At 49.6% G+C, this 19,296-nt stretch carries 20 protein-coding genes; 10 read left to right on the top strand and 10 right to left on the bottom strand.

The window, feature by feature from the left end; genetic code table 11:
* Positions 1–69: 69 nt before the first annotated feature.
* On the top strand, positions 70–516 hold the full coding sequence (locus tag KIS29_03705; GenBank protein ID MBX8639426.1) for a CoA-binding protein: 447 nt from the start codon (positions 70–72) through the stop codon (positions 514–516).
* Here KIS29_03705 and KIS29_03700 read toward each other — a convergent pair.
* Entirely contained in the window at positions 506–1,501 is a 996-nt protein-coding gene (locus tag KIS29_03700; protein MBX8639425.1) for an aldo/keto reductase, read from the bottom strand. The genes KIS29_03705 and KIS29_03700 overlap by 11 nt on opposite strands.
* A gap of 139 nt (positions 1,502–1,640) precedes the next feature.
* Here KIS29_03700 and KIS29_03695 point away from each other — a divergent pair, with 139 nt between their 5' ends.
* Positions 1,641–3,050 (top strand): cytosine permease, encoded by a 1,410-nt coding sequence (locus KIS29_03695; GenBank protein ID MBX8639424.1) that lies wholly within the window; start codon positions 1,641–1,643, stop codon positions 3,048–3,050.
* 64 nt (positions 3,051–3,114) lie between these two features.
* On the opposite strand, the gene KIS29_03690 is transcribed toward KIS29_03695, so the two are convergent.
* Positions 3,115–3,369, bottom strand: a complete 255-nt coding sequence (locus KIS29_03690; protein MBX8639423.1) for a hypothetical protein — start codon at positions 3,367–3,369, stop codon at positions 3,115–3,117.
* Between the two features lie 215 nt (positions 3,370–3,584).
* On the opposite strand from KIS29_03690, the gene KIS29_03685 reads away from it, so the two are divergent.
* The 4 genes from KIS29_03685 to KIS29_03670 are packed head-to-tail and all read left to right on the top strand — an operon-like array spanning position 3,585 to position 6,296.
* Positions 3,585–3,977: a 30S ribosomal protein S6e gene (locus KIS29_03685; protein ID MBX8639422.1), complete on the top strand. Its 393-nt coding sequence runs from the start codon at positions 3,585–3,587 to the stop codon at positions 3,975–3,977.
* A complete protein-coding gene (locus tag KIS29_03680) occupies positions 3,977–5,209 on the top strand; it encodes a translation initiation factor IF-2 subunit gamma (protein ID MBX8639421.1) in 1,233 nt (410 codons plus the stop codon). Before KIS29_03685 ends, KIS29_03680 begins: the two co-directional genes overlap by 1 nt.
* A gap of 7 nt (positions 5,210–5,216) precedes the next feature.
* Positions 5,217–5,588, top strand: coding sequence for a hypothetical protein (locus tag KIS29_03675; protein MBX8639420.1), 372 nt, complete (start codon positions 5,217–5,219; stop codon positions 5,586–5,588).
* A 48-nt stretch (positions 5,589–5,636) separates the two neighbouring features.
* Positions 5,637–6,296, top strand: a complete 660-nt coding sequence (locus KIS29_03670; GenBank protein MBX8639419.1) for a DUF120 domain-containing protein — start codon at positions 5,637–5,639, stop codon at positions 6,294–6,296.
* A gap of 17 nt (positions 6,297–6,313) precedes the next feature.
* Here the strand turns inward: KIS29_03670 and purQ are convergent, their stop codons facing one another.
* The 6 genes from purQ to KIS29_03640 form a co-directional block, all read right to left on the bottom strand.
* A complete protein-coding gene (purQ, locus tag KIS29_03665; protein MBX8639418.1) occupies positions 6,314–7,150 on the bottom strand; it encodes a phosphoribosylformylglycinamidine synthase subunit PurQ in 837 nt (278 codons plus the stop codon).
* Complete coding sequence (gene purL / locus KIS29_03660; protein MBX8639417.1) at positions 7,150–9,495, bottom strand: phosphoribosylformylglycinamidine synthase subunit PurL; 2,346 nt, start codon at positions 9,493–9,495, stop codon at positions 7,150–7,152. The genes purQ and purL overlap by 1 nt, the downstream gene beginning before the upstream one ends.
* The gene (gene purS / locus KIS29_03655) at positions 9,492–9,848 is read right to left on the bottom strand and encodes a phosphoribosylformylglycinamidine synthase subunit PurS (GenBank protein ID MBX8639416.1); all 357 of its coding nucleotides are present in this window, start codon (positions 9,846–9,848) and stop codon (positions 9,492–9,494) included. Before purS ends, purL begins: the two co-directional genes overlap by 4 nt.
* Complete coding sequence (locus KIS29_03650) at positions 9,845–11,047, bottom strand: MFS transporter (protein ID MBX8639415.1); 1,203 nt, start codon at positions 11,045–11,047, stop codon at positions 9,845–9,847. Before KIS29_03650 ends, purS begins: the two co-directional genes overlap by 4 nt.
* A 706-nt stretch (positions 11,048–11,753) precedes the next feature.
* Positions 11,754–12,386, bottom strand: a complete 633-nt coding sequence (locus tag KIS29_03645; GenBank protein ID MBX8639414.1) for a MarC family protein — start codon at positions 12,384–12,386, stop codon at positions 11,754–11,756.
* 81 nt (positions 12,387–12,467) lie between these two features.
* Positions 12,468–13,226 (bottom strand): hypothetical protein, encoded by a 759-nt coding sequence (locus KIS29_03640; GenBank protein MBX8639413.1) that lies wholly within the window; start codon positions 13,224–13,226, stop codon positions 12,468–12,470.
* A 155-nt stretch (positions 13,227–13,381) separates the two neighbouring features.
* Here KIS29_03640 and KIS29_03635 point away from each other — a divergent pair, with 155 nt between their 5' ends.
* Positions 13,382–14,578: a hypothetical protein gene (locus tag KIS29_03635; GenBank protein ID MBX8639412.1), complete on the top strand. Its 1,197-nt coding sequence runs from the start codon at positions 13,382–13,384 to the stop codon at positions 14,576–14,578.
* Positions 14,579–14,584: 6 nt separating this feature from the next.
* On the opposite strand, the gene KIS29_03630 is transcribed toward KIS29_03635, so the two are convergent.
* The gene (locus KIS29_03630) at positions 14,585–15,055 is read right to left on the bottom strand and encodes a hypothetical protein (protein ID MBX8639411.1); all 471 of its coding nucleotides are present in this window, start codon (positions 15,053–15,055) and stop codon (positions 14,585–14,587) included.
* 261 nt (positions 15,056–15,316) lie between these two features.
* Between KIS29_03630 and KIS29_03625 the strand changes: the two genes are divergently transcribed.
* Genes KIS29_03625 through KIS29_03615 form a run of 3 tightly spaced genes read left to right on the top strand, consistent with a single transcriptional unit; the run spans position 15,317 to position 18,688 of the window.
* Positions 15,317–17,080: a 2-oxoacid:acceptor oxidoreductase subunit alpha gene (locus KIS29_03625; GenBank protein ID MBX8639410.1), complete on the top strand. Its 1,764-nt coding sequence runs from the start codon at positions 15,317–15,319 to the stop codon at positions 17,078–17,080.
* Entirely contained in the window at positions 17,081–17,956 is an 876-nt protein-coding gene (locus tag KIS29_03620) for a 2-oxoacid:ferredoxin oxidoreductase subunit beta (protein ID MBX8639409.1), read from the top strand.
* A gap of 54 nt (positions 17,957–18,010) precedes the next feature.
* Positions 18,011–18,688, top strand: a complete 678-nt coding sequence (locus KIS29_03615) for an HAD hydrolase-like protein (protein MBX8639408.1) — start codon at positions 18,011–18,013, stop codon at positions 18,686–18,688.
* Here KIS29_03615 and KIS29_03610 read toward each other — a convergent pair.
* Complete coding sequence (locus KIS29_03610; protein MBX8639407.1) at positions 18,673–19,140, bottom strand: AAA-associated domain-containing protein; 468 nt, start codon at positions 19,138–19,140, stop codon at positions 18,673–18,675. The two genes, KIS29_03615 and KIS29_03610, sit on opposite strands and share 16 nt — an antisense overlap.
* Positions 19,141–19,296 lie beyond the last annotated feature (156 nt).

Raw genomic sequence — 19,296 nt, 5'->3', positions numbered from 1 at the left:
TGGCGATTTGCTCATGCAAAGTGGACAAACTTGAAGTCAGAGTATGCGTTGGGTGAGGGACGGGCAACAATGCATGAGACTGAAATAGACGAAATCTTAAGGAGGTACAGGACAGTCGCAGTTGTCGGTCTATCGAAGGATCCCTTCAAGGACAGCCACATGGTCGCAAAATATCTGGCTGACAGGGGATTCGAAATAATACCTGTTAACCCGACGGCCGATAGTGTACTTGACAGGAAGGCGTATCCTTCCCTGACATCAATTCCGGATGAACTCAAATCCAAAATTGAAATTGTCGATATTTTCCGTCCATCGGACGAAGTCCCAGCCATTGTGGATGAGGCAATAAGAATGAAAAGATCGGCCGGAAGACCGTTCGTAATCTGGCTTCAGCTTGGCATAAGGAATGACGGGGCTGCGGCAAAGGCATCTCTCGAAGGAATTAGTGCAGTTCAAGACCGGTGCATAATGATCGAGGCGGCAGGCAGGGAAGAAATGTCGGGATTCAGGGTATAGACTGAGATGCCATGGCAGCATTTCGTGCCTCTTCATAAATACTGTTTATACTGTCCAGAGCGGACTGGCTCAGCGTAGATGAGCTTCGGTCCGAAATAAACAGTGTGATATCATCAACTGAGGTAAATGTTGGCAGCACAGACGCTACGTTTTCGTTCGAAAGAGCAAAAGCCATGGCAAGCTGGGTTAGTCTCATATTGTTTTCATCTGCTATTCTTGAAAGGCGCTCCGAAAATGGCTTCATGTCCTCAAGCCATTTTCTCATTCTGTAGTTCCTGTGATCGTCTGCTCTGAGTTTCTCGTTCGGTTTGTAACGTTCATCAAGCGCTCCCGATGCATGCGGAACCCTGACCAGCCCGGAAACACCAAATAAAGCTCCTTCAGAAAAGAGCTGTCCGCCGGGTTCCTGCTCAAGTATGTTGTAAACTGACTGCAGGGTGCTTATCCGCCTGTTCCTGATTGCGGACATGCCTTCCTCCTTCCAGCCGATCGCGGGTCCGAGTGCCACTCCATACGACCTGATGACGTTTTCATCCACAAGTTTCTGAAGTTCATTGAAAAGCCCGTCATTTTGCAGTGCTGGCATTTTCGGATTGTGCAGCTGATAGAGGTCAATGTAGTCTGTATGCAGATTCTTCAGCGATTTATCCAGTGATTTTCGCATAAAGACAGGATCGAAGCGCTGCGGGCGCTCTGAATGCAGGCCGCCCGTCCTTGGCGCATCTACATCGTACCCGAACTTCGAGGCAATAACAACATCCTCCCTCATGCCCTTCAGAAATTCCCCCAGAATCTCTTCACTACGCCCATCGCCATAAACATTTGAAGTGTCAAAAAAATTCACGCCTGAATCAACGGCCGCACTGAGCATCCTGATTTCAGTCTCTCTGCTGTTTTCGGCCCACCAGTTTGAACCGACGGACCATGCACCGAAGCCTATTTCGGAAACCTTAATTGGAGTCGTGCCGATGCGCCTGTAATTCATAATCCGGGATTGCAAAACATACTACTTATCCTTTGGCGTAGGCGCTCGCGGGATTGCACGGGAAACTGGTTTGGCCGGCAGGCTGATTGCGAAAGTGTAATTAATTCATTATTGCTGATCCTCTCAGAGATCGGGACAAATGGTTTCCTACGGAAACAGCATACTCAGGGTGGAACCGTTCGGGATTGAGCATATTCCGGGTTCGGAGCGGCATGGTAATCCCAAAAGACTTTTTACACTGTGGTTTGCTTCGAATGTTACCATTGGCAGCTATGCTGTCGGCTATCTGGCGGTATCCCTTTTTTCGCTTCCGATATTGCCTTCACTGACTGCACTTTTGATCGGGAACATTATTGGAGGCGTCCTGCTCGGTTTCACCAGCTCAACCGGTCCCTCATATGGCTATCCCCAGATGATTATTTCAAGAAGAAGTTTTGGCCGCAGGGGTGCATACCTCCCCGCGCTGCTGCAATGGGCAAGCACCGTAGGCTGGTTCACAGTAAACGCAGTTCTGGGATCATTTGCAATGAACGATTTATTGCACATCGGATATATTCCTTCAGCCCTTGTTCTGCTCACTGCAATGATTGCAATAGGAATTTACGGGCATAATTTCATACACCAGTTTGAAAAAATTATGGCTGTTGTGCTCGGTCTGTTTTTTGCCGTTGCCACTGTAATCGTAATGATGCATTCTGGAAAATTTGTGCTATATCATCCGTCGGCATTACCCGGTGTTCCGTCCTTTACGGTCGGCATGATTCTGCTCATCGGGGCATCGCTCTCATATCTTATGAGCTGGGGACCCTATGCTTCCGATTACTCAAGATATCTCAGGGAAGATACGAATGTGATGCAAGCATTTGCCAACACATTCTTGGGTGGTTTCATTGCGTCCTTCTGGTTTGAAGCGCTTGGTGCACTTATAGCAGCATTTATCTACGGAAACATTGCCAATCCGTCAGCCATCGGAATTATCGGTTCGTTCAGTTACATACTCGGATCCCTGGGAACTGCCGCGCTTGTTGCCGTCGTATTGGGCACCCTTTCAGCCAATGCTCTCAACATTTACACAGGTGCGCTTTCATCGCTTGTTCTTGATATCAGGGTTAAAAGGTGGAAGGCCGTATTAGTGTCCGGAATCATCGGTTCGGTCCTGACCATAGCGCTCTCCGGCAGTTTCACATCATTTTATGAAGGCTTTCTGCTTCTGCTTGACTACTGGATAACTCCATGGCTTGCGGTTGTTCTCATTGATTTCTTCATCCTCGGACACAGAAATTACAGGGAGGTTGAAGCTGCCCCGGCAGTCAGGAGGAGCGGTTTGCTCAGTTATCTTTTCGGTTTACTCTGCTCTGTGCCGTTTATATCCTGGGGATACAGCAACCTGAGTTATACGGGATACATATCGGCAAATTACCTCGGCGGTGCTGACATAAGTTACTATGTAGCACTGATTGTTACCGGCCTGACATATTATATCGCTGAGAGACGCAGGATTGAAGGGGGAAGCGGCGCAAAGGTTGTTGCGCCGACATTCACTAAGTGAGATAGACCGCAGCTGGACGTTCCCTGACTGTCTGCGGTAAAAAAAAGATAAATGGTTTCGCCTCCTACTTTTGTCCCTGTTTGAGTGCATTCCTTGCCGCTTTTGCTATGAGTATGCTCATTATAACAGCCAGCACTGTCACAAAGACAGCATACAGAAACAGGGGCAGCAATGAGCTCTGGGTGCCGAATAGATGCTGGAAGAGCAGTGTGATAAAACCGTTCCATGCAAGGGCTGCTATCAGTCCGAATGCGGCCGTTGTCAGTGCCGAAAACTGTCCGATCACCTGCTCCCTGAATGTCTTCTGGCCATCTGCCATACGGTATACATTGCCAAGTGTGTTCAAAAAGTTAGCGCCTTCTGTGAGTATGACAGAACGGACGAAACAGTATCTTCTCCTGAATTTTCTGAAAGCCGGTGCAGCCCCGGATGCCGGTCACGAGTCAGGCACAATAGAATTCAGTTGCCATGGACCTGTCAAGGAAAAGTTTAAGTCAGTGTTCAAATTTGAAGCGTCAACAGGTGTTAGAACAAATGGCGGATTTTAAGGCCGTAGTGAATGATCCAAAAACAGGGAAGTCATATCAGGTTGATGTTGCAGGTCCACAAACATCTGCACTTGTCGGAAAAAAGATCGGAGACACAGTGGACGGTATTTATTTCAAACTGCCCGGGTACAAATTGCTGATTACAGGTGGATCTGACAAGGACGGTTTTCCCATGAGGCACGACCTGCCCGGACAGGGGAGGAGGAAACTTATGCTTTCCGGTGGCGTCGGTTTCAAGCCGGCCAGAAAGGGAGTCAGAAAAAGGAAAAACGTGAGGGGGAACACTGTATCTCCGTCGACGCTGCAGCTCAATCTAAAGGTGACGGTTTTTGGCCCAACTCCCATTTCTGACATCCTGCAGAAAAAGGAGAGCAAGTAATGCATGTTCCAAGTCAACCCGAGGTTAATGTTGGGCTCGTGGGGCATGTAGACCATGGCAAGACAAGTCTGGTAAAGGCACTTTCAGGCGAATCCACTGACAGGCACTCCGAGGAGATAAAACGGGGCATTTCCATAAAACTTGGATATGCGGACACGAGCATATTCAAGTGCGAGGAGTGCGAAAGACCGGACTGCTATTCGACACAGGAGAGCTATCTGAAGTGCGACAAGTCAGTCAGGTATCTCCGCTCCATATCTTTCGTAGACTCACCGGGACACGAGACGCTCATGGCGACAATGCTTTCCGGTGCAGCAATCATGGACGGCGCACTGCTCATCATTGCGGCAAATGAAAAATGCCCGCAGCCGCAGACCAAGGAGCACCTTATGGCGCTTGACGTTATAGGCGTCAGAAATGTAATAATTGTCCAGAATAAAATAGACATTGTAAGCGAAGAACAGGCGATAAAGAGCTACAACGAGATTACACAGTTCGTAAAAGGGACGTTTGCAGAAAATGCCCCCATTGTTCCGGTGAGCGCGCACCACCGTACAAATCTGGATTACCTTGCGTGGAGCATAGAAAAAGTCATTCCCACACCAAGAAGAGACGTTACAAAGCCGGCAAGGATGTACATTGCAAGGTCATTTGATGTCAATGTCCCCGGGACGCCGATAGAAGAACTTAAGGGAGGCGTCATAGGTGGTACTATTTCCCAGGGCAAAATTGCAGTTGGCGATGATATCGAGATAGTTCCCGGAAAGAGGATCGATACCGGGAACAGGAGCACCTGGCAGCCGTTATTCTCCACAGTTGTCTCAATACATTCCGGCGGCAAGACGTTCAAATCCGCCGGACCGGGCGGTCTGATAGCTGTTGGAACAAGACTGGATCCATCGATAACAAAGTCTGACAGCCTTGTCGGCAAAATTGCAGGGAAACCCGGAACGCTTCCACCAGTGCTGCAGAACTTTTCAATGGAGGCTCATCTACTCGAGAGAGTTGTCGGGAGTCCGGAAGAACAGAAGATCGAGAGCATAAAAACAAATGAGCCGCTGATGCTGAATCTTGGAACCTCTACGACTGTGGGACTGGTTACGAGTGCGCGAAACAGCACTTGTGATCTCAACCTGAAAATACCTGTCTGCGTTGAAAAGGGACAGAGGGTCGCGATATCAAGAAAATTCGCCGGGAAGTGGCGGCTTATTGGTTTTGGAATTGTAGTGTGATGCAATTGTGCAGATCATCGTAGTTGATACAAGCGCCATCGTATCTGTTTTTGAAAGCGGACTGAATATCGACAGGGAACTGGATGGACTCATAGGCGACCATGACATAATAGTGCCGTTATCTGCGATCCAAGAGCTGTCGGTGATCAGAAAGAAGGAGGCAAGGTCGGCAGAAAGGCTTGCTTCAAATTTCAGGACTGTTGAAACATCCAGTAAGGGAGATGACGCAATAATTGAGGCAGCACAGCGCTTCGGTGCCTTTGCGGTAATGACTAACGACATGCGCCTTGCAAAGGAACTGGCCTCAAAAGGGTACCGGGTGATTATTCTCAGAGGAAAGAGGAGACTGGATTTCTTCAGATCCGATGAAGCACTCTGAAGCATAGTAAGATTTAATTCAGCGCAGCAACTGCATGTGTGAACTGAAATGAGAGGAGAACATGTACCGGCACTCAAGCAGCTCGCACTCATGGGGGCACTCAATTCGTTTGCGGACATAACCACCGCAAAGCTGGGAAGGGCGATAGGTGTAAGCCAGCAGGCTGCATCCATGATAATACTGAAACTGGCAGAAAACGGTCTAATCGAAAGGCAGATTGGCCACAAGGGCCAGCGGCTCATGGTATCAAACAGGGGGACAGAGCTCTTGAGGAAGGAATACCTGGAGTACAAACTGCTATTTGAACCTGAGAGGAAGATACAGATTCATGGCACGGTGTTCAGCGGGCTCGGAGAAGGCAGGTACTATATTTCCCAGCAGAAATACAAACAGCAGTTTGTCAGAAAGCTCCTGTTCGAACCGTATGAAGGTACGCTGAACATCAGGGTTGCCCAGTCTGACATGCCGCTGTTCGAACGCCTTACATACTCACAGGGAGTTAGAATAGACGGATTTGTAAGCAAGGGGAGGACGTTCGGTGACGTGAAATGCTTCCTTTCGGAACTTCAGGGAATCGAATGCTCTGTCATACTTCCGGTCAGGACGCATTATACTGATGTCATGGAAATAATAGCAAAGGACAACCTTCGTTCCCGCCTTTCACTCAAGGACGGGGATATGGTGGAAGTGAACGTGGATGTCGACTGATCGGCATTCGCGGGCGGTCAGAGTTTCTTCTCGATGTAGGAAATTGCGGATTCAATGATCGCACTCCCGTCTCCGCGCACCTCCACGCATTCGGGATTCCTCGTCCAGTCAGTGTGCAGATAACGCCAGTATGTCCTCTCGGGATGAGGCATCATGCCGAGGACAAATCCCGTATCGTCGGTAACACCTGCAATGTCGTAAACGCTTCCATTCGGATTCCAGGGATATCCGGCAAAGTTACCGTTCCCGTCGACATACCTGAAGACAATTTCATCCAGCTCCTCAAGTTTCGAAACCCACTCCTCCGATTTTGAGGGCGGAAAGGTCATCTTGCCTTCCCCATGGGCTGTCGGTACTGCAATCACAGCATTACCCGGGATTCTGGAGGTGAAGATGCTCTGCCCCCGCTTTACGTTCTTAAGGAAGGCGGGCCTGCATTCATACCTTGTCGATATGTTTGTGGCAAGTGCCGCCCGGGGCAGCAGTTCTGCTTTCTCCCCTGCTGACGGGAGCAGGCCCAGTTCCACGAGTACCTGGAAACCGTTGCATATGCCGAGAACCGGTCTCCCTTCGTCCACAAAACGAAGCAATTCAGGCGCCATTGAACTCTTTATCCTGGCCGCGAAAATGGCACCGGCCCTTACATAGTCACCGGCGGAAAAACCTCCGGGAATGACAAGCATGGCGAAATCCGAAAGGTTCCTCCGCATCACCGAAGGGCACCTTCCCTCCAGTTGCTTCAGATGGACGGCCTCAGCGTTTACTCCTGATGCAGTGAATGCCGCAACTGCCTCATCTTCCATATTGGTCCCTTCAATTCGCAGAACAGCGACACGGATGTTCTCTCTTTTCATCAGCCCATCCTCTCCCATAACGGAGCGGCCCATTTCTGTCTGAGATTGCTCAGTGCGGTGCTGTATATTTCCGCGCCTTCCAGGTTAATTGCAATGTCCTGACCGCCGGTTTCTCCGATCAGCCTTGCGTATTTATCGAATTCTTTCTCGATCTCGGCCGCACCTTCCTCCGTAACTTCCACGGCCCAGCATGCAGGTGGCTCAGAAAACAGGAGCCTCTCTGGCGGACTGCTTTCAATTTTGGCGGCATCGATTCTAAAACCGATGTTACCGCCGAATGCCATTTCAGCGAGAGTGGAAAATAATCCGCCGTCCGAAACATCATGGCAGGAAAGGAAGAGACTGCGTGACGACAGTTCAAGCATGCTGTCACAGAGCTTCACTGTCCTTTCGAGATCCACGGGAATAAAATCAGTGCTGCCAAGTCCCAGTGACTCCGAAATTACCGAGCAGCCAAGCGATTCTCCCGGTTTACCAATGAGATAAATGAGGGAGCCTTCCCTCTTAAAATCCGAAGTTACGCATTTCCTGATGTCGTCAACAAGCCCGACACCCATCAGGGAGACTGTGGGCATTATCGGACCTGTTTCCGAATCGTTGTAAAAGCTCACGTTGCCGGAGGGGAGCGCTATTCTCAAGGCACCGGCAGCATCGGCCATCCCCCTGACCGACTCGTTGAACTCCCACATCACTTCCGCCCTCTCCGGGCTGCCGAAATTCAGACAGTTGGTGATTGAATCAGGCCTTGCTCCGACGGAAACAAGATTGCGGCACAGCTCATCCACTGCATGAAGAGCGCCCTGATAGGGATTGACAGATGCAATCCTGGGTTTTGCGCTTACTGTCACAGCCATTCCCTTCCAGCTTCTCTCAAGCGGCTTGAGTACTGACGCATCACCATGTGACTGGAAGGCGGGCAGCCCATGCAGCGGTTTGATTGTTGTTTTGCCCCCGACCTCGTAGTCATACATATGTACTATCCAGTCGCGGCTGCATGCATTTATGTCTGACATCACCTTGTCTGCACATGCGGCGAATGAGTATTCGATTCGCTTCCCCCTGCGGATGGTTCCGTTCCTCCCTGCAGCTGGTCTTTTGAATTCCTCCGGTTTCACCACAAAGGATGTGTCCAGTTCCAGTATTTTACTGCCCTGGCTGGTCACTACAAGTTTATGGCCGTCCTCAACACGTCCTATGGATGTAGCGGCAACATCCCAGAAGTCGAAGACAGAAAGGGCTTCATTAACATCCTCATCTCTTACTGAAATTAGCATTCTCTCCTGCGACTCTGATATCCATATCTCCCATGGTTTCATTCCCTTTTCTCTGAGTGGAATGCGGTCGATATCTATCGTTGCGCCCAATCCGCCGGAAAGGCACATCTCTCCCACGACAGCGGATAGTCCTCCGCCGCCGAGATCCTTCATCGACTTTATCTTCTTCTCTGAAACAAGCTGAAGTACCGCGTGTATCAGCGGCTCCTTTGTTATCGGGTCACCGAGCTGAACTGCCCCCCTGTCGCTTTCGTGTGATTCGGATGAAAAAGATCTGGATGCAAAATTCACGCCATGTATGCCGTCCTTTCCGGTCAGGCCGCCTGCAAGTATTATTACATCACCTGGATTGAGGAATGAATTCTTTACAATGTCCTCCTTCCTGCCAAATCCGACACATCCGGCATTGACCAGACAGCTGGATGAATACCTCCGGTCAAACATCACCAGACCTGAAATTGTCGGAACCCCGATCCGGTTGCCGTAATCCCTTATTCCTGCGACGACACCTGAGAAAAGATACTTCGGATGCTTCGTCCCGGGAGGCAGATCCTCGTAGCGAGCGTCCAGATCCCCGAAAAAGATAGGGTCAGCAAGTGCAACCGGCCTGGTACCCATACAGAGTATGTCTCTGACAATTCCACCGATACCTGTTCCAGCACCGCCATATGGTTCTATTGCGCTTGGATGATTGTGGCTTTCCATCTTCAGCGAATACACATGTTCCGCGTCAAACTCCATGACGCCTGCATCGCCGTTCGCATAGGCCCTCCTGGAAAGAGGGAAGACATGTTCCCTGAGGGCGGGCTTCGATGTCTTGTAGCTGCAGTGTTCGCTCCAGGCCTGTGCAATCGACTGAAGCTCTATATCGGTTGCGTCTCTTCCCACCCTGACAAAATAATCCCTGACGCGGTAAAGCTCCGGCTCGCTGAAACCGAGCGACATGAAATCATTGATAAATCGCAGTTCCCTGTCATCCGCTTCCCTTATCCTGACATGCCACACCCCGCCGGTGCCTGAAGGGTAGAACACCTTTCCGCTCATCGAGCCGGATTCAGGGTGTGATTTCAATCACTTACCTTCCTGTAACTGTAATTATGAATAGCAGGATTCGCAAGCAGTTTCCTGCACATTTCCTCGATTTCCTTCTCGGCCTCATCTCCGCTGCATTCGACTTTCAGGAAGTACATCCTGAAGGAAGAAACCTGTTTCAGATGTTTAAAGCCAAGGAGCTGAAGAGCTTTCCTGGTGTTCTCTCCTTCTGGATCGACTATTCCCTCCTTCAATGAAATCCTGACTTCATATTCCGGCAAGGGACCAACCACGGTTGGAATAACAATCCGTATTTTAAGTATGCTGCATTCAATGCTACAAGACAGGGGGCGGCAGTCTCCAGGAGATGCTGAGTTTCGGAGTTCATTCATGAGTTTCTCATACGCTGGAGAACAAGCATAAGCAGGATAGCGAGAGCACCAAACATATCCAGAAATGACCACACCTTCAGACCGTCATAGGCAAAAACAAACAGCAGAATGGATCCCACTGTCGGACCCATAGCCCTGCCTGCAGAGTTTGCCATGCCGTTGAACGCCATGTACCTTCCGACTTTGTCGGACGGAGCCAATCTTGAAACTATAGCGTTGATACCAGGTGTAGCCAGATTTTCTCCAATTGTGATTACCGCCATATCGAACATGAGCTGAAGCAGGCTGCCTGAGAAGGAGAGGAGGAAATATCCAAGCATATAGAAGAGTGCTCCGAAGATGACCACATTCATCTCCCTGATGTTCCTGACGAGTGAAGTCACAGGAAACTGGCCGAATACAACTACCAGTCCGTTCACTGCGTAGATGTAGCCTAGCTGGTATGTTGCAATCGACCCCCTGGTTATTGCGAATGAAGGCAGCGTTACAGAAAACTGGGATACAAGTATCATAAGCAGAAAAGTTGCTCCGCTGAAGAGCAAAAGTTGGGAGTCGTAGACAAGTAGCATGGCAAATCTCTCCCTCATTCCCGTGCCTTTTCCGGACGGCGATTTCCTGTCGCTGACAAGTATATACAGAACGGTGAATTGCAAAATCAGTGTTACGTCCACCAGAAGGAAAATCCAGACTATGCCGAACTGGAACAGCTGCGACCCGGTCAGTGGACCAACGGCCCATCCCGTGTTTGCAAGTATCCTGTAAATTGAGTACGCCCTGCTCCTCTGAGCAGGAGAGGTCACGTCCGCCACGTATGCATTGGCGGCCGGAAATATTATCGACCCGGAAATGGATGTGAGTATAAAAAGTGCAATTACTGGAACGACTCCGGCTCGATCCAGAAGGAGTATGATGATGGACGTGTAAATGACAATGCCGGATGCGCTGCCGAACAGAAGTGAAAAACGTCTGCCGCGGAAATCTGCCAGATAGCCTCCGAATATCTGAAAGAAAACACCGCTCACTGCAAGCATGGCGAATATGAGACCAACCTCGTAGATAGGCACCTTCAGCTCCCTGTTGAAAAATATTGCCATGAACGGCCAGGTTGCACCGAAACCGATGGACCTTATCATGACAGCGAAGCCGATGGACCACAGGGGCCGGTTGTCGAGCATAAGTTCATCGCGCAGAGCCGGCATATAGCACACCTGAATTTTCAATCTCCAATGGCTGACAGACTGGCGCAAAAACTTATCGGTGTCTTTAATCTTTGTAAGCTGTTACTCTCTGAAGCTTCGGAGCTTTAGACCGTGGTAATGTGTTGCCAGCATTAGCAGCCGCAACAACGGACCTGCTGACCGCAGTCATGTTCCAGAAGTTGAGGAACACGGCAAAATTAGCTTCACCCCTCAAAACAGCAGGAAACGAATTTGAAACAGGATCATTCAGGCATGCTTATCTCATTTATCCAGAGCACGTGAAATATTCACTGCCGGTGTAATGCGGGACAATTGCAATGCCGGGTATGCCGGCTGGTTTCATTTACGATCTGAGCTGGTGAATCGCCCGGAGTTTCGGGCATACCTGCTGTCTCTTCTGACGGTTGTCCTCACCCATATGCCATTGAGATCCTTAAAGTGGTTGATACGCATACACCGACACGGTTTTTCACAAGTTCAGGAATTTCGTATACTTCGTATAAGACAGAAAGGCAATGGCCATGATGAGAAAAACAAGATGCCCTGCTTCATTTTTCCTGCTGAGTTTTAGGATGGGCCCGTCATCAAACCAGATGTATCATCGGAGTCTGCATAGACATGGAAAGCACAGGCAAATATTATGCGGCTGATAAGACCAAAGAGGCGCGGGAACGAACATTACAACGATGTGACAAGCAGGCTTCAGTCAGAGCACCGCATGGAGTACAGCGGTAACGCCGGTGATAATGAACTGAACCGCCAGTGCAGCGAGCAATATCCCCTCAATTCTGGAGAATGCCATCGCCCCCATCCTTCCCATTCGCCTGAAGAGAGGCTCGGAATAAACAAGCGCAACGTAGGATGCAACAACTGTTATCGCTATTGAAACAAGCACAAAAATGGCGTCCAGAACACCTTTCGCCTCACCGAAGAAGATTATCACCGTTGTTATGGCACCTGGTCCTGCAAACAGCGGTATTCCGAGGGGCACGATACCAACGGATTCCCTCGCAAGCGCTTCATCTTCATCCTCCTTAGAGGCTTTGGTCCTCGGATTTTCACCCTGCAGCATCGAGAAGGAGGTTGTAAAAAGAAGTATGCCACCCGCAATCTCGAATGCAGGAAGTGTTATTCCGTAAATTGCGAAAATGAATTTACCAAAGAGACCGAAAAGTATCAGTGCACCGAGTGTTATGTAGATCACCTTCATAATCACCCTCTTCTTCATTGCACTGTCATAACCTGCTGTGAGCGTCTGGAAAAATGGCACGTTTCCGATTGGGTTCACGACAACGAATATCGCAGCGGCGGATGCGATAAAGAATGCAATGTCTGCCAACAGCTTCCGACTCCTGACAGTTCCCTCTAATCATTGCCTGGATTAAAAACTGTTGAAACTTCGGCTGGCAGTATCATCCGATCATACAGGCATTTCGAACGTCTTTCTGAATATCGAGATGTAACCAGAATGACCGAGGGTGTCAAAACTGTGTCTGCTTGCGCCCTCATTGATTTCCAGCTTTCTGAAAATGCTTTCAAAGCTGACCTCATGGGAAAAAACAGTTCCGGCTGAGGAAACGACGGTTCTTTCCGTCTGATTTATAGTGGGGACATATATCGCAAGAATACCTCCTGTTTTAAGGATTGAGGATGCGGCAGAAAACACATTCCAGGGATCCGGAATATCAACGGCCATGGCATCCACCTTTCTTCCTAAGGATACGTTCCTGATGTCTCCGAGCACCGGATACCATGACGACGACATGCCTGATGCGTGGACGTTCCTTGATGCTATGCTGAGATGTTCTTTCCTGTTGTCGAAGCTAATGACCCTTCCTGTCGGGTATACCGCCTTGAGGAGAGAGAGTGCCAGACTTCCGGAACCGGAACCTCCCTCAACCACTGTGGAGCCGCACCCGATGCTCAGGTGGTGCACTATCAGGGCGGCATCCTTTGGCATTATTATCTGCGGTCCCCGGTAAATAGAGGAAAGGACATCTTCAATTGTCGGCGGAAGCAGTCTGAACTTTTTACCTGCAATTTGCACTTCGTCCCCATCACTGAATTTTACAAGCCTGTCAATGCTGACCACGCCCAGCCCGCCGATCTTCACACTCCCTCTGTCTCCCTCGAAAAGAAATTTACGGCCTCTTTCGTCGACGAGCATTCTAAGAACCACAGCAATTCCCTGCCTTCCCTGTCGGGTGAATGTTCTCCTCCATTAAAATAGACGGCACGGAAGTGCCAGTAAAGTGTCATGCCGCACTGACAAACGATGACATTCCTTTTGCCATTATTTTAATACAACACTGCGAATTGTTAGCCGGTGTCTGAATGTCGATGCTCAACAATTACATAACAAAGGAGACTTCAAGGGCGAAGTCCAGAAAAGATGTGCCGGCAAAAGAAATGAACGGACTCCTGGCTCATGTTTCGAATTACATTCCATATCACAGGAAATATGTCTGGGACGCAAATATCAACGGCATCATTGTGAGGTATGTGGGGAACAGCGAGCACCAGTATGACTTCTGGAGGGAAAACTGGTGGCCGGCACCGAATAATAGGGATGTGCTTCCGCACGCATTCATGTACAGCGTCGTGGGCGTTCCTGACATGGAGCCTCAGGCTTTCTACTCGCCGGAACTCAACACTTCCCTGTTTGTGAATACCGAATATTACGGGCAGGCAAAAAGCTGGGCACTCGGTATGGCTGCGGCAATTCTCGAGAGACATTACAATACGCACTCCATTCATGGTGCCTGCGCCGAACTGGGTGGAAGAGGGGTAGTAATCGTTGCTCCTACGGGGACTGGTAAGACAACTCAGGTCAACAGGCTCTTTCAGCATCCCAACGGAAAGGTTGTCGGAGACGACTGGGTGTACATTGAGCATCCCCCCGGACTCAGGGACGGCAAGGACCACACTTTTATTGTAAGGCAGCCGGAAAGAAGGCTATATGTCAGAACAGAGAATGAGGAGAACGAGCCTTGGCTCAGACCAATTCTCGACGGCTGCAAGTGCGAGAACGTGGTAATGAGAAAGCAGGACTGCCAGAATCAGTCATGCTGGGACAGATGCGCCAGGGGCGAGCGAAAGTGTGTTTTTGACGAAGGAAGGGAGTGGTGTTTCTATGCCTTTGCAAACGCCAGGGCACTCCTGCCCAGGGAATGGATGAAGGGGGAGGAGAAAGTGGGGGATTTTGCAACGCTTAATCTCCTTGTGCTTCTCAGGAGGGACAGCACATCGCCTGCGCAGGTAAACCTGGATCCTGATGAGGCCGTGAGGGTTCTCCTTGAGGGAAAATACATGATAAGACCGGGTGCAGGACCGAAAGAGAAGTGGGGAACCATTGCGCAGGAGGCCTGGTACAACCCCTATCTCCTTGTCAGGGACGACAGGAGGCAGGAAGAATTTTTCAGGAGAGAGGTGGAATCTTCCAGATGCGTACTCCTTAACACTGGGGTAGAGGGCATCATGCAGACGCATGACAGAATAGTAAAGGAGCTGAAGGTTCAGGATCGGGACTAACTTAATTCAGAATGCCGTCTCAGTTGCTATTCTCTTCAGAGGCTGACCGCATTTGAGACACTGGACATCGTAAAATGAAACTGCCGTATTGCAGCCGGGGCATCTCGGGAGTCCCTGGGACAGATACGCCAAATCGTCCTCAGCGGCGGAAACAGCAGCCTTTGCGGCCGGTTCAGAGCGCGGCGCTGGTTCTGCAGGCGGGCTGTTAACCGTTTGAGGACTGAATACCGCAGTGTTCACCTCATAGTCCGGTTTCCTGAAGTTTCCAGCTGGGATTTTGCGCCATCTTGACCAGAACAGATAGAGGGGGAAAAATGCAGGCGAGAAGAAAAAGACAGCTATGGCCCATGCCCTGCTGTAAGAAAGAAGGAATGCATCGTTATATGTCCAGATTGAGAGTGACAGCGAAACTATTACCCACAGCACAATGAACAGTTCGAATAAAGGAGACATACCATCCCTTGGTACCTTAATCATAAACTGTTTATTTAATTTTAACTGATTTTGACTGACAGTCGTCAGACAATAAGACGGGAAGGCATTGCCTCATACGCCGACATAGTGCAGCGAATGCAGAAAGATGAATAAAGAGCAGGCAAATGCAGAAAAGGTCCGAAACCGGCGCGGAACGCTCCTACCTGCCAATATAAACATAGCGAATTCAAAAACATTAAGAATGTAGACAGATAATGCAATAGGACAATTACGTATTTATGAATGGCTGCACAGGCGATAAACTTGAATGAAATGGATATAACGATAAGACTGGGCGCGGCGGCAGGGGACGGCATACAGAGTGCCGGTGAGATAGTCACAAGAATGCTTTCGAGAAGCGGACAGTATGTTGTGACATATAACGGGAACCAGTCCCTCATAAGAGGAGGGCATGTCTGGTTCCACATTCATGCAGGAAATTGGAGGGTCACGTCCCTCGGCTATGGAATAGACTATCTGCTTGCGCTTACACAGCTCGCATTTGACGAGCATGTAGGCAGGATAAACAGAGGCGGCGCCGTCATCTACGATCCAAAGTTTGTCAAGGCGGGTCCTGTTCCAGAGGGTGTTACTCCCGTTCCTCTTCCGCTTACCGAAATCGCACTCAAATATGACAAGAGACCGCTAATGAAGAACACGGTCGGAATAGGAGCTATTGCAGGCATACTCAACATTGACAGGCGAATACTCGAAAATGTGATCAGGGAACAGTTTGCATCGAAGCGCCCGGAAGTTATCGAGGGCAATGTAAAGGCCGCAGTGGAGGGGTATTTGAAGACAGAGGTGGATTTCGTACCGACAAAGACACTCGAATTCGATTACAGCATTAGAAGGAAATACACACATGCGAATTTTGCTCTTGCTGCCGGTGCAGTCAATGCAGGATGCAGATTCTACGCTGCCTACCCGATGTCTCCAGCGAGTCCGATACTGCATTTTATGGCCTATAATGCCAAGAAAATGGGCATATCTGTTCTGCTTGCTGAGGATGAAATTTCAGCAATAGGGTCGACTATCGGTGCAGCATTCACAGGCGCGAGAGCGATGTGCGGAACGAGCGGCGGAGGATTCGCCCTTATGCAGGAGGCTTTTGGAATGGCGGCGATGAACGAAACACCGATCGTGGTTGTGGACGTTATGAGGGCAGGACCTTCTACGGGATTGCCTACCAAGACCGCCCAGGGGGATCTGAACATGATGCTTGGCATTTCGCAGGATGACTTTCCGCGCGTCATCATTGCTCCGAGGAATCCGGAAGAAACATTCAACACGATGTCAAGGGCGTTCAATATTGCTGAAAAATATCAGGTTCCGGTTATCGTCCTCCTAGACTTCGGCATAGGCGACGGAGGCTATTCCACAATCGAGAACCTGAATTTCGATGAAGACATTGACAGAGGCAAACTCATCGCAGACGTGGAAAAGAATGGCTCTGCCTGGTTCAGGAGATATCAGCTTACAGAAGACGGCATTTCCCCGCGTGTCCTTCCAGGAACACCCAATGGGATGTTTGTTGCGAAAACCGATGAACATGACGAGTACGGACACGATCTTAGCGATGTGGAAGCGGGACTCGCGAGTGCAGTCGATATGAGAATCAAGATGATGAAAAAGAGAATGGGGAAGCTGAACGGCATAGCCGGCGAGATGAAATTACCCGAAATTGCCGGGCCGAAAGATGCTGATCTGTCCATTGTGTGCTGGGGAAGCACATCCAATCCTGTGCGTGAAGCGCTCAGGACGCTCTGGAAAGAGGGTTTCAGCGTCAACTCCATAGAATTCACGGATATCTTCCCGCTCCGATGGAGCGAAATTTCTGCCATGCTGCACAGTGCGAAGAGGCTGCTCGACATAGAGGCGAATTATACCGGACAGATGGCCGGACTCATTGCGAGGGAGACTGGGACGATAATAGCAGATCGCTTACTCTCCTACTCGGGGGAACCGATTGAGCCTGCTGAGATCGTAAACAGGATTAAAGAACTTTTGAAAACGAAGGCGAGTTAAATGTTGGAAAAACAATTGATAGATCTGAAAACATTTGAAAGCGACATAAGACCGGACTGGTGCCCCGGATGCGGTGATTTCGGTGCGCTGTCTGCCGTCAAAAATGCGCTCGCAGGACTCGGAATAGAGCCGCACAACGTCCTGATCTCCTCGGGAATAGGGTGCTCATCGAATTTTCCCGGTTATATAAGGACATACGGCCACCATGGCCTTCATGGAAGGCCTGTTCCTGTTGCAGTCGGCGCAAAGATAGCCAACCCTGCGCTGACGGTACTGGCAATTGCGGGGGACGGTGATGAATATGGTATCGGTTTCAATCATGTTGTGCACGCTGCGAGACGGAACCATGACATAAAACTCCTTGTGCTGAATAATGAAATATACGGGCTGACAACGGGTCAGCTTTCACCCACTTCCAAACTTGGCCAGAAGACAAAAACTACGCCGTATGGCAGCAGCATTTATCCGTTGAATCCCCTTTCCTCCCTTCTAGGGATAGGTGCGACATTTGTCGCGAGAGGATTTTCCGGCCAGGTCAAACCGCTCACACGAATGATAGAGGAAGCAATACACCATCGCGGTTTTGCACTGGTGGACATTCTGAGCCCATGCGTTACCTGGAACGACATATATGACGAAATCAGGGCGAAAATGTACGATCTTGATTCAGTGAAGCACGATTCTTCCGATTTCAACGCCGCAATGAGCAGGGCTCATGAGAGCGAAAAAATACCGCTGGGCATCTTCTACAGAAGAGAGGATTTGCCGACTTTTGAGGAACAGCTGAAACAGACAAACGGAGGCATTGCTCCGGTAAGTGGCGTCAGGAAGTTCAATGAAACCGAAAGAAATCTGGCGCTTTCACTGTTCGAGTGATAAACAGTATATCTCATTTAGTAATACGCATCCACCCTCCGCAGGGGAAAAAGATTGAATTACCGTTACAAGGCAGCACTGCTTGACTTCGACCTCACGCTTGTCGACATGTCTGATATTGTTGACTGGAAATCAGCCGGCATTGAGGTTGGCAGCATTCTTCTCAGAAACGGCTTTGACATCTCCGGACTGAAATACCTGCCTGTAAGCCTGCTCAGGGAGTCGGCAAGATTTGACAGCGGTCCCGAAAGGACAAGGAAGGAAAGATGGTCTGAGGCATCTCACAAACTGTGCGTTTACGAATGCAGAGGGGCTATGAGAGCTTCCATGAAAGACGGATGCATGGACCTTCTGAAATACCTGAAAAACAGGAAAATAATGACAGCCATAACAAGCTCCAACTGCTGCGAGGCGATAAACAGCTGCCTCAGGAGATTGGATCTTGACGGTTTTGTCGACATATCAGTTTCCAGGGATGATGTGCTGTGGGAAATGAAGCCAAATCCAAGAGCGGTTCGGATTGCGCTTGAAACGCTTTCTGCCCGCCCTGAGGAGACATTCGGACTGGGCGACAGCGTTGTGGACATAAGTGCCTTTCTCGCATGCGGCGTAACGCCGTTCGGTATAACTGGCGGAATGGCGGCTTACGATGAACTGGAGGAGGCCGGGGCTGAGAAGGTATTTAATTCACTTTTTGAAGTCATTAACGAACTCGATCATCCTACAAGATAAACTTCATCCTCATCTGCGTCGAATCTCAGAAGTTCTGCATATCTTGCCCAGTTTGTCAGTGTTGTGAAAAGCAGGTCAGGATGCATCGACTTCATGGTGTCTGAAATATATTTCATGACTTCGGTCCTCTTCATCCGGTGTTCCGAAGATGTCCGTAGCTTTTCGATTAGTTTTGAAAAACTTTCAACCTTCAGCATCTGCTCCCTGAGGATGTCCTTCCTATTCTGAATGTCGGCCTTCAGGAATGCCCTACCTGCATCGGTGAGTCTGACATCCCCTTCTGGGGTGGAGATGAGACCTAGCATTTCAGCACTTTCGATGGCCGGATAGATCTCATCGATTTCCAGGTCAAAATCATCAGCGAGTACAGAAGCGTTCACGTTTCCATCAAAATCATTTACGGCTTCCAGGAGCCCAATAATTTCACTGACTCCTGCATGCGGATTGGGCAAATTCTCTTTACCTCTTGCAATTCTTCACATATCCTGCCTTTATTTTAATGGTTTCGCAGGCTTTGCTCCTAAATTCATCCGCTTCCGAATGAATTTCGGTGCTTCCCACCATTTGCTCCCCGGATTACCTGTTCAGTCATGCAAACAGGATTCCGG

The sequence above is a fragment of the Candidatus Sysuiplasma jiujiangense genome (assembly GCA_019721075.1).
GTDB lineage: Archaea > Thermoplasmatota > Thermoplasmata > Sysuiplasmatales > Sysuiplasmataceae > Sysuiplasma > Sysuiplasma jiujiangense.
The sequence above is the reverse complement of the archived record's forward strand: the minus strand, read 5'-3'. Positions and strand labels throughout refer to the sequence as shown.